Raw genomic sequence first — 21,349 nt, 5'->3', positions numbered from 1 at the left:
CGGTCGGGGGCGGTGCCATCGGGCGTTCGGCGGCCGGGCGGCCCGCCGTGGTCAGTCCGCGGTCGGGCCCTCCTTGAGGACCCGGGCCACGATCGCGACGGCGGCCGTGACGTCCTCGGCGCTCACCCCGTGGTGGACGACCGCGCGGATCCGGCCGTGGCCGAACTCGGTGACCGCCAGGCCGTGCCGGGCCACCGAGGTGACGAAGCTGCGCCAGTCGAAGCGCTCGTCGGTGACCTTGAAGATCACGATGTTGGTCTCGACGGTGTCGACGTCCAGTTCCACCCCGGGCAGCAGCGCCAGGCCCTCGGCCAGCCGCCGGGCGTTGGCGTGGTCCTCGGCCAACCGGCCCCGGGTGTCCAGCGCGACCAGCGCGGCCGCCGCCAGCAGCCCGACCTGGCGCATCCCGCCGCCGAGCATCTTGCGCAGCCGGCGGACCCGCTCCACGAACTCCGCGCTCCCGGCCACCATCGAACCGACCGGCGCGCCCAGGCCCTTGGAGAGGCAGAACTGCACCGAGTCGACGTGCGCGGTGATGTCCGCGACCTCCACCCCGGCGGCGATCGCCGCGTTGACCACCCGGGCACCGTCCAGGTGCACGGCGACGCCGCGCTCGTCCGCGAAGCGGCGCACCTCGGCCAGGTAGTCGAGCGGCAGCACCACGCCGCCGCAGCGGTTGTGGGTGTTCTCCAGGCAGATCAGCGAGGGCAGCGCGAACTGCGGGTCGTCCGGGTCCTTCGGGAAGGCGGCGGCCAGGTCGGCCAGCGCGATGGTGCCGTCGGCCTGGTTGGGCACCGGCTCGTAGACGACCCCGCCGCAGACCGCGGCGCCGCCCGCCTCGTACAGCCAGATGTCGCTCTCGGCGCCGACCACGGCCTTGGTGCCGCGCGGGGCGTGGGCCATGATCGAGGCGAGGTTGGCCATGGTGCCGCTCGGGAAGAAGCAGGCGGCCTCCTTGCCGGTCAGTTCGGCGGTGCGGCGTTCGAGCTCGTTGACCGTCGGGTCCTCGCCGTAGACGTCGTCGCCGAGCTCCGCCTCGGTGATCGCGGTGAGCATCTCGGGCGTCGGCAGTGTGAAGGTGTCACTGCGCATCTCGATCACGGCGGGAAGGTCCTCTCGTTCCGGCACGGTGCGGGGTGGATCAGCTCGTCGGGACGGGCTCGGCGAGCTGCCGGGCGGCGCCGGGGCGCAGCCTGGCGGTCACCGGGAGGTGCTTGATCCCGGCGATGAAGTTGGAGGCCAGGTGCTCGACCGGGCCGGCCGGTTCGAAGCGCTCGACCAGTTCGGTGACCTCGGTGAAGAACTCGCCGAGGGCGATCCGGGCCAACGGGGCGCCCACGCAGTAGTGCGGGCCGAAGCCGAAGGCGACGTGCCGGTTGGGGGTGCGCGCCAGGTCGAAGCGGTACGGGTCGTCGAAGACCGTCTCGTCGCGGTTGGCCGAGCCCAGCCAGGCGACCACGGCCTCGCCCTCCCGCACCGGTTCGCCGCCGAGGACGGTGTCCTCGGTGGCGTAGCGCATGGCGTGGGTGGCCGGGGAGGCCCAGCGCAGGCCCTCCTCGACGGCGGAGGCGACGGTGGCCCCGCCGTCGAGCAGCCGCCGGTACTGGTCCGGGTGCTCCAGCAGGGCGTTGACGGTGGTCGCGATGACGTGCGGCGCGGTCACGTTGGCGCCGAGCAGCACGTTGTAGCAGTTGTAGATGACCTCGTCGAGCCGGATCGTGCGGTCCCCGACGGTGAGGTGCTGGAGCAGCCCGACCAGGTCCTCGCGCGGGGTGCGGTCGGCGGCCACCTCGGCGAAGTAGTCGAAGAGTTCGTGGTGGGCGGAGACCAGCTGGTGGCCGCCGGAGTCGTCCCGGGAGGACGGGTCGGCGGGGGCGATCGCGACGGTGGTGAGCCTGGTCAGTTCGGGCCAGTCGGCCTCGGGCAGGCCCATCAGGGCGCCGGTGAACATCATCGGGAAGGCGGTCATCGCGGCCGCCAGGTCCCAGGGTTCGCCGCTCGCCAGCGGTGCCAGCAGCAGCCGGGCCATCCGGCGGATGGCCGGGCGGCGGGCGGCGAGTTCGCGGGCGGAGAGCGCCTGGGCGACGGGGCGGCGCAGGTAGCCGTGGATCGGCGGGTCGCTGGCGACCATCATCCGGTCGGCGGCCGGGTCCTGCTCGCCGAGGACGGAGAGCATGTTGCCGCGCCGCGAGGTGTAGAGCGCGTGGTCGCGCAGCACGGTGCTGGTCTCGGCGTGGGCGGTGACGGAGACGTAGCCGCGGCCGCTCGGGACGGTGAGCCGGGTGACCGGGGCCTTGTGGCGGTAGTGGCGCCAGACCGCGTGCGGGTCGCCGGTGGCGTAGAAGTGCGGGTCGCTCAGGTCGACGAGTTCCGGGTCCGGCGCCCCGTCCTGCCGCCCGTCGCCGCCGGGGCCGGTGATCCTCACTGCGCGGCCCCGGCCGGGCCCGGCGCGGCGGCGGTCGACGGCGGCTGCGCGGCGGTGGCGGTCGGCGCCTGCGCGGGGGCCGCGGACGGGCCGTCGGGTTGTTCAGCGGCCGGAACGAACCGGGCATCGGAGGCGAGTTCCGGCCGCTGGCTCCTGATGTGTTCCGCCAGTCCGGCGACGGTGGGGTTGAGGTAGAAGGCGCGGGCCCGGATCACCGCCTCGAACTCTGCGGTGATCTCCCGGGTGATCCGGCTGGCGGTCAGCGAGTGCCCGCCGAGGTCGAAGAAGTCGTCGTCGACGCCGACCGGTTCGACGTCGAGGACCTCCTGCCAGAGCACGGTGAGGCGGTGCTCGACCGGGTCGGCGGGCGCCCGGTAGGGCACCTCGCCGTCCGGGCGGGCGCGGCCGCGCCGGGCGGCCAGGGCGTCCCGGTCGACCTTGCCGTTGGGCTTGAGCGGCAGCCGGTCCACCCAGACCAGGGCGGTGGGGATCATGCCGGCCGGGAGCTCCTCGGCCAGGGTGCGGCGCAGTTCCACCGAGGAGACGGCGTAGGGGCCGCTGTAGAAGCCGACCAGCCGGCGGTCGCCTGGGCCGTGGTCCTGGAGGACGACGGCGGCGTCCTGGACGTCGGGGTGGCGGCGCAGCCGGGCCTCGATGTCGTCGGACTCGATCCGGACGCCGTTGACCTTGAGCTGGCCGTCGGCCCGCCCGGCGAACTCGTAGGCGCCGTCGGGGCCGCGCCGGGCGAGGTCGCCGGTGTCGTACATCCGGGCGCCGGGGGTGGTCGCGTACGGGTCGGGGAGGAAGCGGTCGGCGGTGAGGCCGGGCAGTCCGAGGTAGCCGTGGGCGAGGCCGGTGCCGTTGACGAAGAGCCGGCCGACGGTGCCGTCGGGCACCGGGTCCAGCCGCTCGTCGAGGACGACCATGCCGGTGCCGTCGATCGGTCCGCCGATCGGGACGCCGCGGTCGCCGAGCGGTTCGCGGACGGGGTGGGTGCTGGTGAAGGTGGTGTTCTCGGTGGGGCCGTAGGCGGCCGAGACGAGGGTGTCGGGCAGGGCGGCGGCGGCCCGGTCGACGTGTTCGGCGGAGAGCACCTCGCCGCCGGTGAACAGCCGGCGCAGGGCGGGCAGGTCGGTCAGGCCCGCCTCGACCGCCTGGTGGAACAGGGCGGTGGTGAGGAACAGCACGGTGGTGCCGGTGTCCCGGGCGGCCTTGACCACCTCCGCCGGTCCGAGCCGGCCGGCCGGGGCGAGCGCCAGGCAGCCGCCGTTCAGCAGCGGGCCCCAGATCTCCAGGGTGGAGGCGTCGAAGGCGACCGGGGCGAGCTGGAGGAAGACGTCGTCGGGCCGGGCGTCCAGGTAGCCGGCGTCCAGCACGAGGCGCAGCACGGCGCGGTGCGGCACGCAGACGCCCTTGGGGCGGCCGGTGGAGCCGGAGGTGTAGGCGACGTAGGCGAGGTCCTCGGGGGTCAGGTCCTCGGGGGTCCGTCCGCCCGGTGCGGCGGGGGCCTCCCCGGCGGCGGGGCCGTCGGCCACGTCGAGGTGGTCGAACGCGCCGTCGAGCTTCGCCCGTCGGTGCTCGTCGGTGACCACCAGCGACACCTCGGCGTCGCCCAGGATGGTGTGCAGCCGGGCGGGCGGGTCCCCCGGATCGACGGCGACGTAGGCGGCGCCCGCCTTGAGGATGCCGAGCAGGGCGACGACCAGCCGGGGCGAGCGCTCCAGCAGGACGCCGACCCGGTCGCCGCGGCGCACGCCCCGGCCGCGCAGCCGGGCGGCGAGGGCGCCGGCGGCGGCGTCGAGGGCGCCGTAGTCGAGGTCGCCGGTCTCGCCGCGGACCGCGGTCGCGGTCGGCGCGGCGGCCGCGACGGCGGCGAAGCGGCTCGCAAGGGTCCACCCCTGCTGGGGAACTGACTCGGTCGTGCCCGGTGATTCCAACATGGTGCGGTCGCGGATCCCTTCGCGCGAAACCCTTGCCCTGTCAGTTCTTGACGAGAAGTCAGTGAATGGAGTTCGGATAGCGGGTAACGAACTCTTTTGCCGAGTCATGGACTTGGGGTACGGCTATGCCCCCACCTCGAACGCTTCGGATGCTATTCAGCGTGACGATGCGCCGTCAAGAGCGGACCGGATCTCTCCGCCCCCGCAACGCCAACTCACCACGGGTGATCGGGATTTTCCCCTTTTGCTTGCACTGCACGTGGGCCAGCTCCTACTGTCATGGAGTGATCAGGAGTCGCGGCAGCGTGCTGCCCTGAGCACCGTCATCGGTCGACCGGACTCGACGTCGACCCAGACAGGCCATCCCCAAAAGGGAGAGAGCAGGGAAGTCCGTGGGTGAGCGGCAACGTTCCGGCGTGGTCGCCGGATCCGACATCGTCGACGTGGCCGGAATCGGCTTCGGCCCCTCGAATCTGGCCCTCGCGGCCGCCATTTCGGAGATCGCCGACGGGGCCCCGGTCACCGCGCGCTTCTTCGAGGCGCAGCCGCGCTTCGGCTGGCACCGGGGCATGCTGATCGAGGGTGCGACCATGCAGGTCTCGTACCTCAAGGACCTCGTGACCATGCGCAATCCGACCAGTCCGTACTCCTTCCTGTGCTATCTGCAGGCCAAGGGCCGGCTGGCGGACTTCATCAACACCAAGTCCTTCTACCCGCTGCGGGTGGAGTTCCACGACTACCTGGAGTGGGTCGCGGAGGGCTTCGCGGACCTCGTCTCCTACGGTTCGCGGGTGGTGGCGGTCGATCCGGTCGCCGGCGAGCAGGGCGTCGAGTTCCTCGACGTGGTCTTCGTCGCGGCCGACGGCACCCGGCAGGTGCAGCGCGCCCGCAACCTGGTGATCGCCGCCGGGATCGAGCCCAAGCTGCCCGCCGGCCTGCCGCACTCGCCACGGATCTGGCACACCTCCCGGTTCCTGCCGGAGGTGGAGCGGATCGCACCGCAGGACCCGCGCTCCTTCGTGGTGCTGGGCTCGGGCCAGAGCGCGGCGGAGGCCATCGAGCACCTGCACGCGCGCTTCCCGCGGGCGCAGGTGCACTCGGTGCACTCCCGGTACGGGTTCAGCGTCGCCGACGACAGCCCGTTCGCCAACCAGGTGTTCAACCCCGAGGCGGTGGACCGTTTCCACACCGCACCGGACGACGTCCGGCAGCGCCTCATCGAATATCACGCCGGCACCAACTACTCGGTGGTGGACGCCGATCTGCTGCAGTCGCTGTTCCAGCAGGCGTACCTGGAAAAGGTGGCCGGAAATCCCCGGCTGAATTTCCACAACGTCTCCCGGGTGCGCGAAGTGACGGAAACTCCGGACGGCCTGCGGATCGACGTGGAATCACTGTCCTCCGGCACCAGCACCATCATCGAGGCCGAGGCGCTGGTGTGCGCCACCGGCTACACCCGTACCGACCCGGCGGTCTTCCTGGACGGCCTGCTGCCGCACTGCGGGCTGGACGACCAGGGCCGGCTGCGGCTCGACCGCGAGCACCGGGTGGTGACCGACGAGAGCGTGCGGTGCGGGATCTACGTCCAGGGCTTCGGCGAGCACAGCCACGGGCTCTCCGAGACCCTGCTGTCCCTCTCCGCCGTCCGGGCCGGGGAGATCGGCGACATGCTCGTCAAGGCACTGTCCGGCTGACCCGCGCACCGGCCGGCCGACCCGCGCACCGACCGGTCCCTCCCGGCCGGCCGTCGGCCGGTCGGGAGGGACCGGGCAACGCCGCAACACTGAGACCGAGGAGTACGAGTGTTCACGCCGAAGCTCTACCAGGTGGACGGGGACGACTGGCCGCTGCGGGTCATCGAGCGGCACCCGCTCGCCGTGCTGACCGGCAACGGGAACCCGACGCCCAACGCCACCCACGTGCCGGTGATCGTGCCGCCCGACGCCGCCCCGGGCGACCCGCTGCTGGGCATGCGCCTGTGGACCCACATGACCCGGGTGAACCCGCACTGGCAGCAGCTCGTCGCCGACGGCGGCGGCCCGGCGAAGCTCGTCTTCCACGGGCCCAACGGCTACGTCACCCCGACCCTCTACGCGGCCCCGATGGTCGCGCCGACCTGGAACTACGTGGCCGTCCACCTGGAGGGCACGATCGGACTCGCCGAGGACGACGAGACCCTGACGATCGTGCACACCACCGCGCAGACGCTGGAGGACCGGTTCGGGGACGGCATGCCGCTCGCCCCCTCGCTGGAGTACCACCGGCAGATCGTCGGAGCGGTCGGCGGCATCCACTTCACCGTGACCAAGGTCGAGGTGATGTTCAAGCTGAGCCAGGAGAAGGACCCGGAGGTCCAGCAGCGGGTGCTCGACCGCTTCGCCGGCAGCGACTCCGGGCTGCACCGCGAGGTGGCCGACACCATGCGGGCGCTGCGGCTGGGCGCCGACGAGCGCTGACCCGGGAGGGTCCGGACAACGCCGGAGGGCCCGGGGTGGTTCACCACCACCCCGGGCCCTCCGGCGTTCCCGGCCAGGGCCGGTCAGCCCTGGCTGCCCTCCATGGCCCGCCGCAGGCTGAGCGGGCGCATGTCGGTCCACACCTGGGCGACGTGCTCCAGGCACTCCTGGCGGGTCCCCTCGAAGCCCTCCGCCCGCCAGCCGGCCGGGACCTCCCGGTCGGCGGGCCAGACGGAGTACTGCTCCTCGTCGTTGCGGACCACCAGGTGCCGGCGGTCGTCGTCGGGCTCGCTCATCTGTCGTGTTTCCTTCCGGAGGGGCGGGGACCCTAGCCGACGGCGTAGCCGGGCAGGGGGAACTTGGCGGCCAGTTCGGCGACCTGGGAGGCGACCGAGTAGCGGACGTCGTCGGGCAGTTCGTAGCTGCGCGGCCCGAGCGGCGTGACGGCGGACAGCACGGTGTCGATCAGCTCGGCGCAGCGCGCCGCCTCGGCCCCGGACATCCCGCGGTGCGCGGCGCTGTTGGAGCCCAGCCGCACGCCGCCGCCGACCAGCGGCGGGGTGGTGTCGCCGGGCACCCGGTTCTTGTTGACCACCATCCCGCACGCCTCCAGCGCCTCCTCGGCCACCAGGCCGCTGAGGCCGCGGGGGCGCAGGTCGACCAGGACGGTGTGGTTGTCCGTCCCGCCGGAGACGATCGGGTAGCCGCGCCGGCCGAGTTCGCCCGCCATGCCGCGGGAGAAGGAGACGATCCGCTCGGTGGTGGCCGCGAAGGCCGGGGTCGCCACGATCGCCAGCGCGCGGGCCTTGGCCGCGATGCTGTTGAGCGCGGGCGCGCCCTGGTAGTACGGGAAGATCGCGCGCTGCAGGAAGGAGCTGAGGTCGCCGTTGCCCTTGGGCGCCGGGGCGTCGTGGTCCCGGCCGACCAGGATCAGGCCGCCGCGCGGGCCGAACAGCTGCTTGTGGGTGCAGGCGGTGGTGATGTGGGCGTGGTCGACCGGGCTCGGGTGCAGGCCGGTCGCGACCAGACCGGCGACGTGCGAGATGTCGGCCATCAGGTAGGCGCCGACCTCGTCGGCGATGGCCCGGAAGCGGGCGAAGTCGACGATCCGGCTGTAGGCGGTGGCCCCGCAGATGATCACCCGGGGCCGGTGCTCCCGGGCCAGCTCGGCCACCTGGCCGTAGTCGATCAGCCCGTCCGCGTCCAGCCCGTAGCCGACGGCGTCGAAGTACTGTCCGGCGTACGCGGCCGGGCTGCCGTGGGTGAGGTGGCCGCCCTCGGCCAGGTTCATCCCCAGCAGGGTGTCCCCGGGGTTCAGCAGGGCCGACAGCACCGCGTAGTTGGCGGTGGTCGCCGAGTGCGCCTGAACGTTGGCGTAGCGGGCGCCGAAGACGCTCTTGGCGCGCTCGATCGCCAGGCTCTCGATGTCGTCGATGACGCCGCAGCCGGCGTGGTAGCGGCGGCCCGGGTAGCCCTCCGCGGTCACGTTGACCGCGGTCGAGGCCTGGGCGGCCAGCACCGAGGGGTCGACCACGCTGGAGGAGGCCACCAGCGACAGGGTGGCGTTCTGCCGGGCCTGCTCACGGGCCAGTACCCGGTGGAGTTCCGGGTCGTCGGCGGCGAGCTTCTCGGCACCGGCGACCAGCAGGTCGCGCACGGTGTCCTCGGTCTCGTCCGCGTCCTCCGGGGCGCGGCCGGGGGCGGGTGAAACTGACATGGGACCGTCCTTCGTCAGAGCGGCCGGGCGAGTTCACGTGCCAACTCGGCCACGGTGGGAAAGTCGAACAGGGTCCAGACGTCGAGGTCCACCCCGAGGGCGGCCCGGATCCGGGTCGCCAGCTTGACGGCGGCCAGCGAGTGGCCGCCCAGCTCGAAGTAGTCCTCGTGCGGGCCGACCTCGGCGATGCCCAGCGACTGGGCGAACAGCGCGCGTAGGGTCGTCTCCAGGTCGGACCCGGTGTCCTCGGCGCCCTCCGCGTCCCCGGCGCCGTCGGCGGGGGCGGGGGCGGGGGCGGGGGCAGCCTGGGCCGGGTCGGCCGGCCGGGCCGAACCGGCCAGCGCACGGCGGTCGAGCTTGCCGTTGGTCGAGGTGGGCAGCGCCGCCAGCTCGGTGAACTGCTTGGGCACCATGTAGCCGGGCAGCAGCTCGGCCAGCGCGGAACGGCACTTCTCCGGGTCGAAGGCGCCCGGCCCGGCGGGCACCACGAAGGCGGCCAGCCTCCGGGCGCCGTCCTCGCCGACCGGGAGCACCGCGGCCTGTCCGACCCCCGGCAGACCGCGCAGCACGGTCTCGATCTCGCCGAGTTCGATCCGGAAGCCGCTGATCTTGACCTGGTCGTCCAGCCGCCCGAGGTACTCGATCTGCCCGTCGGTGCGGTACCGGGCGAGGTCGCCGGTGCGGTACAGCCGCCCGCCCGGGGTGAAGGGGTCGGTGACGAACCGCTCCCGGGTCAGTTCCGGCTGCCGGTGGTAGCCGAGGGCGACCTGGACGCCGCCGATGCACAGCTCACCCGCGACGCCGACCGGCACCGGTTCGAGCCGCTCGTCGACGACGTAGAGGCCGGTGTTGGCGATCGGGCGGCCGATCGGCACGTCCCGCCCGGCGAAGTCCGGCGCGGCCTGCCAGTGCGAGACCTCGATGGAGGCCTCGGTGGGCCCGTAGAGGTTGTGCAGTTCGCAGTCCAGCTGCCGGAAGAAGGCCCGGACGGTGGTCGGGGTGAGCGCCTCGCCGCTGGCGAAGACCAGCCGCAGGCCGGCGCAGTGCCCGGCCAGGTCGTCCTCCTCCAGGAAGGCGTCCAGCATGGAGGGCACGAAGTGGATCACGGTGACGCCGCGGTCGCGGACGGTCCGCTTGAGGTAGCGGGTGTCCCGGTGCCCGCTCGGGCGGGCGACCACCAGGCAGGCGCCGGAGACCAGCGGCCAGAGGAACTCCCAGGCCGAGACGTCGAATCCGAACGGGGTCTTCTGCAGCACCCGGTCGGCCGGGCCGAGCGGGAAGCGCCGGCACCGCCAGTGGACGGTGTTGAACACGCCCGCGTGGCGGTTCAGCACGCCCTTGGGGCGGCCGGTGGAGCCCGAGGTGTAGATCAGGTAGACGGGGGTGTCGCCGGTGATCTCCGGGCGGCCGCGCTCCGGCGCCAGTGCGCCCTCGCGCTCGGCCTGGTGGACCGTCAGGGCGGTGACGCCGGGCCGGGCGAGCGCCTCGACGTCCTCGGGGCGGCACAGTACGGTGGCGGCGCCGGAGTCCTCGACCATGTACCGCACCCGGTCGGCGGGGAGTTCGGGGTCGAGCGGCACGTAGGCCAGCCCGGCCTTGAGCACGCCGAGGATCGCCACCACCAGCTCGGCCGAGCGCTCCAGGTGGATCCCGACGAAGCCGGAGCTCGCACCCGCGTTCAGCCGGCGGCTCACCAGGGCGGCCCGCCGGTCGAGTTCGGCGTAGCTGAGCACCGCGCCCTCGAACTCCACGGCGGGCGCGGCCGGGGTGGCCCGCGCCTGCTCCTCGAAGGCCGCCACCACGGTCGAGTCCGGGTACGGGGTCCGGGTGCCGTTCCAGTCCGCGAGGATCCGCTCGCGCTCCCGCGCCGAACCGAACCGGGCCCGGCGGACCGGCCCGGCGGGGTCGCTGACCAGCGCGGCCAGCAGCCGGGCCGTGTGCTCCAGCACCCGGTCGGCGGTGGCCTCGTCGAGCAGCGCCGGGTCGTACCCGGCCTCCAGCAGGGCGCCGGCCCCGGCCGGGCGCAGCCGGACGGTCAGCGGGGCCCCGGTGCCGTCCACCTGCCGTTCCGCCGTAGCGACCTGACGCTTCACCTGCTGCCGGATCCCGCGCAGGTCGGCGTCCTCGTCGACGGAGATCCGCACCGGCCCGGACCCGTCGAGCGTCAACTCGACGTCCTGCTGCCCGGCGTAGTGGTGCAGCAGGACCGCGAGCACGGCGGCGAGCACCGCGTCCGCGCCGCCGTCGGCGTCCTCCGCCAGGCCCAGGAATCGCTCCAGGACCGGATCCGGAACCGGGTGCGTACGCGAACTGCCGTGTTCGGTCGGGTGATCGGCGAGCCACCGGTCGCACGGCAACCGCACCAGGCCCACGGCCGCCGTTGTGACGAGGCCGCCGGCCACGTGTGTGCCGGTCATTCGCGACTCCCGGAAGTGAGCATGCACCGGACAGGTTCGAGATCAAGGGATACCGCACCGGCCGAGGTATGACAACCAACTGCCTTTCCCGTTGGAGTTTTCCGGCCCACCCCCGGGGAGGATCTTCCGCAGAGTGCGTACGGCTGACAGACTGGAGCGATGATCGCCCGCCCGCCGGTGATCGCCCGCCCGCCGGCGCACTCCCTCCCGGCGCGGCCGAGGCAGTGCGGGCGGCTCCGCCCGCCCTCCCCGAATCCCGACCTCGCCCCCGACGTCCCGACACTTCGATGGGAGCACGATGCCCGGTTCCGTCGGCGCGGCCGACCCGGCCGAGCGGTACGAACTGTCCTCCGGCCAGGAGGCGCTGTGGATGTTCGAGCAACTGGTGCCCGGCACCGCCGCCTACCACGTCCCGCTGGCCTTCCGGCTGCGCGGCCCGCTGCGGCCCGAGCTGCTGCGGGCCGCGCTGACCCTGGTGGTGCGCCGGCAGGAGGTGCTGCGCACCGCCTTCCGCGCGGACGACGGCGACCCGTACCAGCTGGTGCTGCCGCCCGGTGAGGCCGAGTTGCCGCTGCGCGAGGTCGCCGACGGGGCCGAGCTGGCGGCCGCGCTGCACCGGGAGGCGCGCGAGCCCTTCGACCTGGCGGCGGGCCGGCCGTTCCGGCTCCGGCTGTTCCGGCTCGGACCCGAGGAGCACGTGCTCAGCCTGGTGATGCATCACATCGCCACCGACGGCTGGTCGTTGCGGGTTCTCCTCCACGAACTCTCCGCCGGGTACACGGCACTGCTGGCCGGGCAGGACCCGGAGGCGGCGCTGCCCGAACTGCCGGTGCCCTACCGGCGGTACGCCCGCTGGCAGCGGGAGTGCTTCCAGGGGCCGGAGCTGGAGGAGCTGCTCGGCCACTGGGAGAAGGAGCTGCGCGACGTCCCGGTCGTCGACCTGGCCGCCGGGCGGCCGCGCCCCCGGCGGCCGTCCTTCGCGGCCGACCGCCTGGTCGTACGGCTCGACCCGGCCCTGCACGGCGCGCTCACCGACCTGGCCCGGGCCGCCGGGGGGTCGCTGTTCTCGCTGCTCGGCGCGGCCTTCGCGCTCGCCCTGACCGAGCGCACCGGCCGCCCCGACACCGCGTTCGCCACCCTGCTCGCCGGCCGCGGCGAGCCGGAACTCGAACCGCTGATCGGCTACTTCGTCAACATGGTGGTGCTGCGCGCGGACCTCGCGGACGACCCCGCCTTCTGCGAGCTGGCCGCCCGGCTGAACGTCTCCAGCGTGCGGGCCATCGACTACGAGGTGCCGTTCGGCAGCGTGGTGCGCCGCCTCGCCCCCGCCCGCCGGCCCGGGCGCAACCCGCTGGCCCAGATCACCCTGCAACTGCGCACCGGCGGCAGCGCTCCCGGCCGCCCCGAGCTGCCGGGCGTGGTCAGCGAGGACGTCGACCTGTACCCCGGGCAGCACGCCTTCGACGCCACGGTGACCTTCATCGAGGACGGCCCGGACTTCCTGCTCAGCATCGAGTACTCGACCGAGGCGTTCGACGCGCCGTGGGCCGCCGGCCTGGCCGACCAGCTGCGGGAGCTGCTGCGGACGGCCGTGGACCGCCCCGGCGCCCGCGTCTCCCGGCTGCTGGCCGCCGTCGCCCCTCACCAACCACCTCAGGGAGCCTCCTCATGACCGAGCACGCCGATCCCCTCCTCCCGGTGCTGTGGCGGGCCCGCACCGACGCCGTCGAGTCCGCGCCGCTGACCGGCCTGAGGATCGGGGCCCCCGCGGACCTCGCCGCCGGGCTGTGCGCGCTGGTGCTGCGCTACGGCGGCCTGCGGCCGGTCACCCTCTGGGGCCGCGCCGACGGCGCGGACACCTGGACGCAGTGGCGGGTCGACCCCGCCGAACTGGCCGGAACCGGACCCTCCGCCCCCACCCTGGGGGCCTGCCGGGCCGCCTTCGCCCGGCGCGGGGCGGCGTTCGACCACGGGCTGGAGCTGTCGGTGGACCCGCAGTCCTCGCCGGCCGTGTTCGCCCTCTCCCCGGCCGCCGACGGCAGCTGGACGCTCCGCCTGCGCGCCACCGCCCGGCCGGACGACGAGCAGGCCCTGGACCGGGTCGCCGCGCACCTGGCCGCCTACCTCGCCGCCCCCGACGGGCTGCGGATCGACCAGGTCGAGCACCTCACCGCCGCCGAGCACGAGCTGGTCACGGAGGTGAACCGCCCGCAGCCGCCGCTCACCGAGCCGCTCTGCCTGCACCACCGGGTGGAGCGGCAGGTGGCCGCGGACCCGGAGCGGACCGCCGTGGTCCAGGGCCCGCTGAGCCTCACGTACGGCGAGCTCGACGCCCGGGCCAACGCCCTGGCCGTCCGGATCGCCGGCCAGGGCGTCGGGCCCGGCGGGCGGGTCGGGGTGGCGGCGACCCGCAGCGCGGAGCTGGTGGTGGCGGCGTACGCGGCGTTGAAGACCGGCGCCGCCTTCGTCCCGCTGGACCCGATGCTGCCCGCCCACCGCCGCGAGGTGCTGCACCGGCTGGGCCGGGTGGACGTGGTGGTCGCCGACGCGGTGGGCGCCGCCCATCCGGCCACGGGTGTGCCGGTGATCGCGCTCGGTCCGGTCGAGGACCTGCCGACCGCCCCCCGGGAGGCGCTCCCTGAGGTCGACGTGACCGGCCGGGACCTGGCCTACGTGATCTTCACCTCCGGCTCCTCCGGCGAGCCGAAGGGCGCCCTGCTCGACCACGTCGGCCGGACCAGCATGATCCTCGACCTCAGCTCCCGCTACGGCCTGGGCCCCGGCGACCGGATCCTCGGCGTCTCCTCCCCCAGCTTCGACATGACGGTCTACGACATGTTCGCCGCGCTGATGACCGGCGCCACGCTCGTCCTGCCGGAGCGCGGGCGGGAGAACGACGTCGAGCGCTGGGCCGAGCTGGTCGAGCACGCGGGCATCACCGTCTGGCACTCCGTCCCGTCCTCGCTGGCGCAGTTCCTGCGCACCTGGGGTGACGAGGACCGGACCGGCGCGCTGCGGGCCTTCCTGCTGGGCGGGGACTGGATCCCGCTGGCCCAGCCGGACCTGACCCGCAAGGCGTTCCCCGAGGCCCGTTTCATCAGCCTCGGCGGCGCCACCGAGGTCTCGGTGGACAGCACCTACTACGACGTGGCCGCCGTCGACCCGCGCTGGCGCTCGATCCCGTACGGGCGGGCCATGGCCAACCAGAGCGCCTACGTGCTGGACGCCTTCGGCACGCCCGCCGCGGTGGACCAGCTCGGCGAGCTGTTCCTCGGCGGGCTGGGCGTCGGCTGGGGCTACCAGGACCGGCCCGCCTTCACCGCCGAGCGCTTCCTGCCCGACCCGTTCTCCGCCGCCCCCGGCGCCCGGCTGTACCGCACCGGCGACCTGGCCCGGCTGCGCGCGGACGGCGAGCTGGAGCTGATCGGCCGGGTCGACCACCAGGTGAAGATCGGCGGGGTGCGGATCGAGCTCGGCGAGATCCAGTCCTGCCTGCGCGAGCACCCGGCGGTGGCGGACGCCGTCGTGGTGCCGGTGCGCGACTCGGCGGGCATCGCCCAGTCGCTGGCCGCCTACGTGTCGGTGGCCGAGGCGGGCGCCGGGGCCCCCGCCGCCGCCTCCGTCGAGGACCTGCGCGCCCACCTGCGCGAGCGGCTGCCGGAGAGCATGGTCCCGGCCCGGGTGTTCGCGCTCGCCGAGCTGCCGGTCAACCAGAACGGCAAGGTCGCCCGGCCGGAGCTGGAACGGCTCGCCGCCGAGGCCGCGGCCGCGGCGGCCGCACCGGAGCGCCCCGCCGACCCGGCCGTCCGGGCCGCCGTCGGGGAGACCTGGCACGAGGTGCTGGGCCTGGCCGAAGTGCCCGGCGGCGCCGCCTCGTTCATCGACCTGGGCGGCAACTCGCTGGCCGCGATCCAGGTCGTCGGCCGGCTGAACCGGCGCTTCGGCACGGCGTTGAAGGTGGCCGACCTGATCGCCGCCGACACCGTCGCCGAGGTCGCCGCCATCGTCACCGAGCGCCGCGGCACCAGCACCCGGCCGTCGCTGCGCTGACCCCGGGCCACGCACGGAGGGCCGGTACCCGGAGCGGGTACCGGCCCTCCGTGCGTGCCGTCAGCGCTCGGCGCGGCTGTCGTCAGCGCTCCGCGAGCGTGCGGGCCACCGCGTCCCGGTCGACCTTGCCGCTGTGGGTGCGCGGCAGCGCGGCCACCGTGGTGAAGGAGCGCGGGATGTACGGGTCCGGCAGGGTGCGGCGCAGCTCGTCCGCCGCCCGGGCCCCGTCCAGCGGCTCGGAGCCGGCGTCCACCGTCACCGCGCAGTGCAGCGAGCGCGAGCCCTGCCCGTCGTCCAGGGCGACGCAGACCGCCGCGGAGACGGTCGGCAGCTCCAGCAGCCGCACCTCGATCTCCAGCAGGTTGACCCGGTAGCCGCGGATCTTGACGTCCTTGTCCCGGCGGGCCAGGAAGGTCACCGCGCCGTCCTCCAGCCGGACCAGGTCGCCGGTGCGGAAGGCCGCGGTGTGCCCCTGCGGGGTCGGGTCGACGGTGACGAAGCGCTTGGCGTTCAGCTCCGGCTGGTTGAGGTAGCCGGGCGACAACGGCGCCCCGGCCACCAGCAGTTCGCCGACGTTCGGCTCGGCCGCGTCGAGCGGGTCGATCAGCAGCTCGCAGCCCGGCAGCGGCACGCCGATCGGCGGCAGCGCGGGCCAGGAGGAGCTGGGGCCGGTCAGGGTGTGCGCCGTGACCATCGCGGACTCGCTCTGCCCGTAGTGGTTGTTCAGTCGGCACCGCGGCAGCCGGGCGAACAGCTCCCGGATGTCCGGGGTGCAGACCAGCTGCTCGCCGGCCGCGTTGACCTCGGCGAGCGCCAGGTGCTCCAGCGACTCCTCCTCGGCCGCCGCCACGGCGAGCATCTGCAGGGCGACGTACGGCAGGAAGAGCCGCTCGATCCGGTTCTCCCCCAGCCACTCCAGCAGTTCGAAGGGGTCCTGCCGCAGCTCCTCCGGCACCACCACGAGCGTGCCGCCGCCGCACAGGGTGCCGAGCACCTCCTGGAAGGAGACGTCGAAGTTGAGCGGGGCGAACTGGGCGGTGCGCAGGTCCCGGCGGACGGAGTGGCTGCGCTGCCAGTCGGCCATGGTGTCCAGGCAGCTGTGCGGCACGGACACGCCCTTGGGCAGGCCGGTGGAGCCGGAGGTGTAGATGATGTACGTCCACAGCTCGGGGCGGCAGTCCACCTTCGCGGCCGTGCCGGCGGTCGGCAGGCCGGCGATCGGCAGGCTGGGCACCGGCACGTCGAACTCCGGCGGCGCGTCCGCGTACAGCAGCAGGCCGGCGCCGCTGTCCTTGAGCATGTGGGCCAGCCGCGCCGCCGGGTACTCGCTGTCCAGCGGGAGGTAGGTGGCGCCCGCCCACATGGTGCCGAGCAGCGCGGCCACCACGGCGGCGCTGCGCCGGCCGGTGACCGCGACCCGGTCCTCCGGGCCGATCCCGGCGGCGGCCAGGCCGTCGGCGATGCCCTTGACCCGGGCCAGCAGCTCGCCGTAGGTCAGGCTGAGTTCGCCGTCGACCACGGCGGTCCCGGTGGGCCTGGCGAGGGCCTGCTCCTCGAACGCGGCCAGCAGGCAGGGCGGGTGGGACTCGCCGCCCCAGAGCGAGAGTGGAGCGGGACTCATGCGGTTCCTCCAGGCGGGAAGGGGACGGATCAGGACTGGACTTCGTGGTCGAGGCCGCCGAGGTCGTCGTCGACGTCGTCGAAGAGCTCGTCGTCGTCGAACAGCGCGTCGTCGTCGAAGAGTTCGTCGATGCCGAGCATGCCCGCGACGACGGCGAAGTAGCGGCCGGTCAGCTCGGGGGAGGCCGCGATGGTGCGCAGCATCTCCAGCCGGGACGGCGTCACGGTGAGCCTGGCCAGCTCCAGGGTGCTCTGGTACGGCTCGGTCAGCTCGTCGTCCCGGCGGCGGGTGAACCGGGCGAGCGCGGCGTCCGGCCGGGCCGGGTCGGCCGTCTCCGCCGCCAGCTCCTCGGCCAGGAAGGCGGCCTGGAGCAGGGCGTTGGTGATGCCGCGGGCGCTGATGGTGTCCAGGTGGTGCCCGGCGTCGCCGACCAGCACCCAGCCGGGGCCGTGCCCGCGGCGGAAGTAGTTCTGCTGGTCGCCGGTGCCGATGATCGCCTCGACCTGGTCGGCCTCGGCGACCTGCTGGTACAGCTCGGGCGCGGTGGAGCGGACGGCCGCCAGGTGGTGGCGGAACGGGTCCTGCTTGACCTCGGCGAAGCGGTCCTGCGGGAAGTAGGTGGAGATCAGGGTGACGTCGTCGTGGGTGGGGATCCGGACGATCCAGTTGCCGGGGCTCTCGTGGAAGCCGAAGCCGGTGCTGATGCCCGTCCAGGCGGTGTAGTACACGCAGCTGGCCCGCGGGTCGCTCACCTCCAGTGGCGCGTCCACGAGTTGGGCCACCCGGGAGCGCATCCCGTCGGCCCCGACCACCAGCCGGGCGTGCTCGGTGCGCACACCGGCGGCGGTGCGGAAGCGGACACCGGTGACCCGGCCGTCGGAGTGCACCAGCTCCTGGAGGTTGGCCCGGTCGACGAACTCGACGCCCGCCTTGACGGCCGCGTCGACCAGCAGCTGGTCCAGCACTTGGCGGCGCGGGGCGAAGGCGGCCGGGGCGCCCGGCATCACCGGCGCCGGGGCGGCCAGCCGGACGCCGCCGACCTCGTAGCTGATGGTGTCCAGCACCGGGCAGCCGGAGTCCAGCAGCGCCGGGAGGACGCCCCACTCGGAGAGCTTGGCCACGCCCGGCTGGTGGATGAACAGGGTGGACATGGTGTCCGAGGGGAAGGCGGCCCGGTCGATCAGCAGCACCTTGCGGCCGGCCCGGGCCAGCAGCAGGGCGGTGGCGGCGCCCGCGACCCGGGCGCCCACCACCACGGCGTCCCAGCCGCCGCTCACCGCTCGGCCCCGGCGGGCTGCGCCTGCGCCTGCGCCTCGGCGGGCTGCGGACCGGCGGGCTGCGTGTCGGCCCCGGACTGCGCCTCGACGGGCTGCGCGTCGGCGGCCAGCTTCTCCGCGACCAGCTCCTCCAGCGTCCGCGCCGTGGCCCGGACCGTCGGCTCCGAGTAGAGCGTGACCAGCGGGAACTCCACGCCGAGCCGCTGGCGCACCCGCGCGGTGAACCGGGTGGCGATCAGCGAGTGCCCGCCCAGCATGAAGAAGCCGTCCTCGGCGCCGATCCGCTCGACGCCGAGCAGCTCCCGCCACACCCCGGCGACGAACTGCTCGGAGGGCGTGCGCGGCGCCTCGCCGCCGGAGGCCTGCGAGCCGGCCGGCGGCTCGGGCACCGTCAGCGCCCTGCGGTCCACCTTGCCGTTGGCGTTCAGTGGGAAGGCCCGCTCGACCACCAGCTGGGCGGGGATCATGTACTGCGGCAGCCACTCCTTGGCGTGCTCGCGGACGGCGTCCAGGGTCGGCGGGTCGGCCGGGTCGACGGCGGTGACGAAGGCGACCAGCCGCTGTGCCGGGCCCTGCGCCGCGATCACCACCACGGCCTCCTTCACCCGCGGGTGGCCGAGCAGCGCCGTCTCGATCTCGCCGAGTTCGACCCGCATGCCGCGGATCTTGACCTGGTGGTCGCTGCGCCCGACGAAGCGGAAGCCGCCGTCGGGGTGCAGCAGGCCCTGGTCGCCGGTGCGGTAGAGCCGCTCACCGGGGCGGAACGGGTCGGGCAGGAAGGCGCCGGCGGTGCGGGCCGGGTCGTTGAGGTAGCCGCGGGCCAGGCCGAGGCCGCCGATGTACAGGTCACCCACCACGCCGACCGGCACCGGCCGCAGTTCGTCGTCCAGCACGTGCACGGTGTTGTTGTCGAACGGGCGGCCCAGGTTGACCGCTCCGGTGGCGGACCCGTCGGCCGGGCCGCAGGTGTGGCAGGTCGAGTCGATCGACACCTCGGTGGCGCCCCAGGTGTTGTGCAGCGCGCCCGGCATCAGCCGGTGGAAGCGCTCGACGGTCGACGGGGTGAGCGCCTCCCCGCTGGAGGTGGTGTTGCGCAGCAGCGGCGGGACCCGCCCGGGCACCTGCTCCACCAGGTCGAGCACCGCGTTCAGCATGCTCGGGACGACCTGGAGGTACACCGACTCGTAGCGGGTGGCGGCCTCCAGCACCGCCACCGGGTCCCGGTGGCGGCCCGGTTCGAGCACGGCCACCCGGCCGCCGACCGAGAGCGGCCAGAAGATCTCCAGGGCGGCGTCGTCGAAGGTCAGCGTGGTCTTGTGGAGCACCGTCTCGCCCCGGGCCAGCCGGTGCTTGCGCTGCATCCAGACCATCCGGTTGACCCAGCCGCGGTGCCGGCTGGCCACGCCCTTGGGCATGCCGGTGGAGCCGGAGGTGTAGTAGACCGAGACCAGGTTCTCCGGGTGCGGGCGGAGGCCCTCGGCCGGGGCGCCGGGCACCCCGGGCGGGTCGACGTCGGAGCGGGAGAGGTCGGCGAGGTCGAGGTCCAGGTCCGCCGGGTCGACGGTCACCGCGCCGACCGAGGCCGCGTCGACCTCCTCGGCCAGGGCCCGCGCCGCCAGCAGCACCGGCGCGCCCGCGTCGGCCAGGATCTGCCGGATCCGGGCCGGCGGGCTGGCCGGGTCCAGCGGCAGGTAGGCGCCGCCGGCCTTGAGGATGCCGAGCAGCCCCACCACCATCTCCGCCGAGCGCTCCAGGCAGATGCCGACCGCGCGCTCGGGGCCGACGCCGCGCGCCCGCAGCTCCCGGGCGAGCGCCTCGGCCCGCCCGTCCAGCTCGCGGTAGCTGAGCCGGGCCGTTTCGGAGACCACCGCGACGTCGTCCGGGGTGCGCGCCGCCTGCGCCTCGAACAGCTCGTGCAGGCAGGCGTCGGCCGGGAACTCGGCGGTGGTTCCGTTCACCTCCCGGTCGAGCCGGATTTCCGCCGCGGAACGCAGTTCGATACGGGACAGCGGTACCTGCGGATCGGCCAACGCCCCCTCCAGCAGGGCGCGGTAATTCGCGCCGAGCCGGGCGACGGTCGCTTCGTCGAACAGGTCGCTGTCATAGGCGATGACACCGGCCACAGAACCGTCCGCGGCTCGTGCGAGGTCGAACTCCAGGTCGGTCTGGACGAATCCGGTCGGTACGTTCCAGCGGCGCGTCCGCAGGCCGTCCAACGGGAGGGGGGCCGGGGACTCCTGGTGGTATCCGAATACCGCCTGAACCAGCGGCGAGTGGCTGACCGAACCCTGACTGGCCGTCACCTTGACGATTTCGTCGAAAGGCACCGACTGGTGGCGGAATCCCCCGATGAAGGTGGAACGGCAGCGCTGGAGATACTCCGAGAAGCTCTCCCCGCGCCGGCTCCGGCTGCGCAGCGGGAGGATGTTGACGAAGAATCCGACCGTCTCGTCGAGGGCGGAGTCGTCCCGGTTGGTGACGGGCGCGCCCACCACCACGTCGCGCTCCCCGGTGTAGGCGTGCATCAGCAGGGTGAAGGCGGCCAGCAGCACCACGTAGTCGGTGGTGCGGTGCCGGGCCGCGGTCTGCCGCACCCGCTCGGCCAGGTCGGCGTCCAACGCGAAGTCCAGCAGTTCGCCGCGGAACCGCTGGCGGGCCGGCCGGGGCCGGTCCAGCGGGAGTCGCAGCAGGTCGGGGGCGCCGGCCAGGTGCTCGGCCCAGTAGGAGAGTTGGCGCTCGGCCAGGCCGTCGGCGAGCCGCCGGGCCAGCTCGGCGCCGTACTCGGCGTAGTCGTGCCCGGCCGCCTCGGCGGCCGGCGGGCGCCCGGCCAGCACCTCCGCGTAGCCGCGGCCGATCTCGGCGGCGATCACCGCGTTCGACCAGCCGTCGGTGACGATGTGGTGCAGGTTCAGGAGCAGCGTCCACTCCGCGTCCGCCGACCGGAACAGCCGGAAGTCGAAGACTCCGGGGCGCTCCAGGTCGAACGGCTCCGCGGCGGCCTCCCGCACCCGGGCCCGGAGGGAATCGGGATCCCCCCTCAGGTCGTGCACGGGAAGGCTGAACTCCAGGTGGTCGACGACGACTTGCACGGGCTGGTCGTCGACCACGGAAAAACCGGTGCGCAGCGCGGCGTGCCGGGATATCAGTGCACGGATTGACTGTTCCAGCGCGGGGACATCGAGTCCCCCCCTGATCTCGTGCGCCACCGGGCCGTTGTAGAGCGGGAGCCGCGGATGCAGGCTGTGCAGGAGCCACAGCCTGCGCTGTTGCGGCGAGATCGGAACGACACGCTCGGGCATGGGTTGATCCCCCGCTCTCATCACTGCAAGATGCCGCGAGACTACCCTACTCGATGCGATCATGACAGAGGTCAAATCCCTTACGGGCGAGGCAAGATCTTGCCCCTTGCCGAGCCATTTCCCGCCTGTATGCTGACGTTCCTGGGG

General features: G+C 73.9%; 13 protein-coding genes. 4 read left to right on the top strand and 9 right to left on the bottom strand.

The window, feature by feature from the left end; all coding sequences use genetic code 11:
* Positions 1–51: 51 nt before the first annotated feature.
* From ACZ58X_RS09340 to ACZ58X_RS09330, 3 genes are read right to left on the bottom strand one after another with little or no spacing between them, the layout of a single operon-like run.
* Complete coding sequence (locus ACZ58X_RS09340) at positions 52–1,092, bottom strand: GntG family PLP-dependent aldolase (RefSeq protein WP_470333106.1); 1,041 nt, start codon at positions 1,090–1,092, stop codon at positions 52–54.
* Positions 1,093–1,141: 49 nt separating this feature from the next.
* Entirely contained in the window at positions 1,142–2,425 is a 1,284-nt protein-coding gene (locus ACZ58X_RS09335) for a cytochrome P450 (RefSeq protein WP_470333038.1), read from the bottom strand.
* Positions 2,422–4,365 carry a non-ribosomal peptide synthetase gene (locus tag ACZ58X_RS09330; protein ID WP_470333037.1) on the bottom strand — a complete coding sequence of 648 codons (1,944 nt, stop codon included), beginning with the start codon at positions 4,363–4,365 and terminating at the stop codon, positions 2,422–2,424. Before ACZ58X_RS09330 ends, ACZ58X_RS09335 begins: the two co-directional genes overlap by 4 nt.
* A gap of 416 nt (positions 4,366–4,781) precedes the next feature.
* On the opposite strand from ACZ58X_RS09330, the gene ACZ58X_RS09325 reads away from it, so the two are divergent.
* Both ACZ58X_RS09325 and ACZ58X_RS09320 read left to right on the top strand, forming a co-directional pair.
* Complete coding sequence (locus tag ACZ58X_RS09325) at positions 4,782–6,059, top strand: lysine N(6)-hydroxylase/L-ornithine N(5)-oxygenase family protein (protein ID WP_470333036.1); 1,278 nt, start codon at positions 4,782–4,784, stop codon at positions 6,057–6,059.
* 108 nt (positions 6,060–6,167) lie between these two features.
* Positions 6,168–6,821 (top strand): FMN-binding negative transcriptional regulator, encoded by a 654-nt coding sequence (locus ACZ58X_RS09320; RefSeq protein ID WP_470333035.1) that lies wholly within the window; start codon positions 6,168–6,170, stop codon positions 6,819–6,821.
* 83 nt (positions 6,822–6,904) lie between these two features.
* Here the strand turns inward: ACZ58X_RS09320 and ACZ58X_RS09315 are convergent, their stop codons facing one another.
* The 3 genes from ACZ58X_RS09315 to ACZ58X_RS09305 are packed head-to-tail and all read right to left on the bottom strand — an operon-like array spanning position 6,905 to position 10,955.
* Positions 6,905–7,117, bottom strand: coding sequence for an MbtH family protein (locus ACZ58X_RS09315; protein WP_470333034.1), 213 nt, complete (start codon positions 7,115–7,117; stop codon positions 6,905–6,907).
* 32 nt (positions 7,118–7,149) lie between these two features.
* Positions 7,150–8,538, bottom strand: a complete 1,389-nt coding sequence (locus ACZ58X_RS09310) for a serine hydroxymethyltransferase (RefSeq protein ID WP_470333033.1) — start codon at positions 8,536–8,538, stop codon at positions 7,150–7,152.
* 14 nt (positions 8,539–8,552) lie between these two features.
* On the bottom strand, positions 8,553–10,955 hold the full coding sequence (locus tag ACZ58X_RS09305; protein ID WP_470333032.1) for a non-ribosomal peptide synthetase: 2,403 nt from the start codon (positions 10,953–10,955) through the stop codon (positions 8,553–8,555).
* 298 nt (positions 10,956–11,253) lie between these two features.
* On the opposite strand from ACZ58X_RS09305, the gene ACZ58X_RS09300 reads away from it, so the two are divergent.
* Positions 11,254–12,627 carry a condensation domain-containing protein gene (locus ACZ58X_RS09300; RefSeq protein ID WP_470333031.1) on the top strand — a complete coding sequence of 458 codons (1,374 nt, stop codon included), beginning with the start codon at positions 11,254–11,256 and terminating at the stop codon, positions 12,625–12,627.
* Complete coding sequence (locus tag ACZ58X_RS09295; protein ID WP_470333030.1) at positions 12,624–15,005, top strand: non-ribosomal peptide synthetase; 2,382 nt, start codon at positions 12,624–12,626, stop codon at positions 15,003–15,005. The genes ACZ58X_RS09300 and ACZ58X_RS09295 overlap by 4 nt, the downstream gene beginning before the upstream one ends.
* A gap of 82 nt (positions 15,006–15,087) precedes the next feature.
* Here the strand turns inward: ACZ58X_RS09295 and ACZ58X_RS09290 are convergent, their stop codons facing one another.
* Genes ACZ58X_RS09290 through ACZ58X_RS09280 form a run of 3 tightly spaced genes read right to left on the bottom strand, consistent with a single transcriptional unit; the run spans position 15,088 to position 21,202 of the window.
* Entirely contained in the window at positions 15,088–16,626 is a 1,539-nt protein-coding gene (locus ACZ58X_RS09290) for an AMP-binding protein (RefSeq protein WP_470333029.1), read from the bottom strand.
* Between the two features lie 29 nt (positions 16,627–16,655).
* Positions 16,656–17,903 (bottom strand): NAD(P)/FAD-dependent oxidoreductase, encoded by a 1,248-nt coding sequence (locus ACZ58X_RS09285; protein WP_470333028.1) that lies wholly within the window; start codon positions 17,901–17,903, stop codon positions 16,656–16,658.
* Complete coding sequence (locus ACZ58X_RS09280; RefSeq protein WP_470333027.1) at positions 17,900–21,202, bottom strand: non-ribosomal peptide synthetase; 3,303 nt, start codon at positions 21,200–21,202, stop codon at positions 17,900–17,902. Before ACZ58X_RS09280 ends, ACZ58X_RS09285 begins: the two co-directional genes overlap by 4 nt.
* Positions 21,203–21,349: the final 147 nt, after the last annotated feature.

Source organism: Kitasatospora sp. NPDC040550 (assembly GCF_055594965.1).
This window is presented reverse-complemented; position numbering and strand designations above follow the sequence as displayed.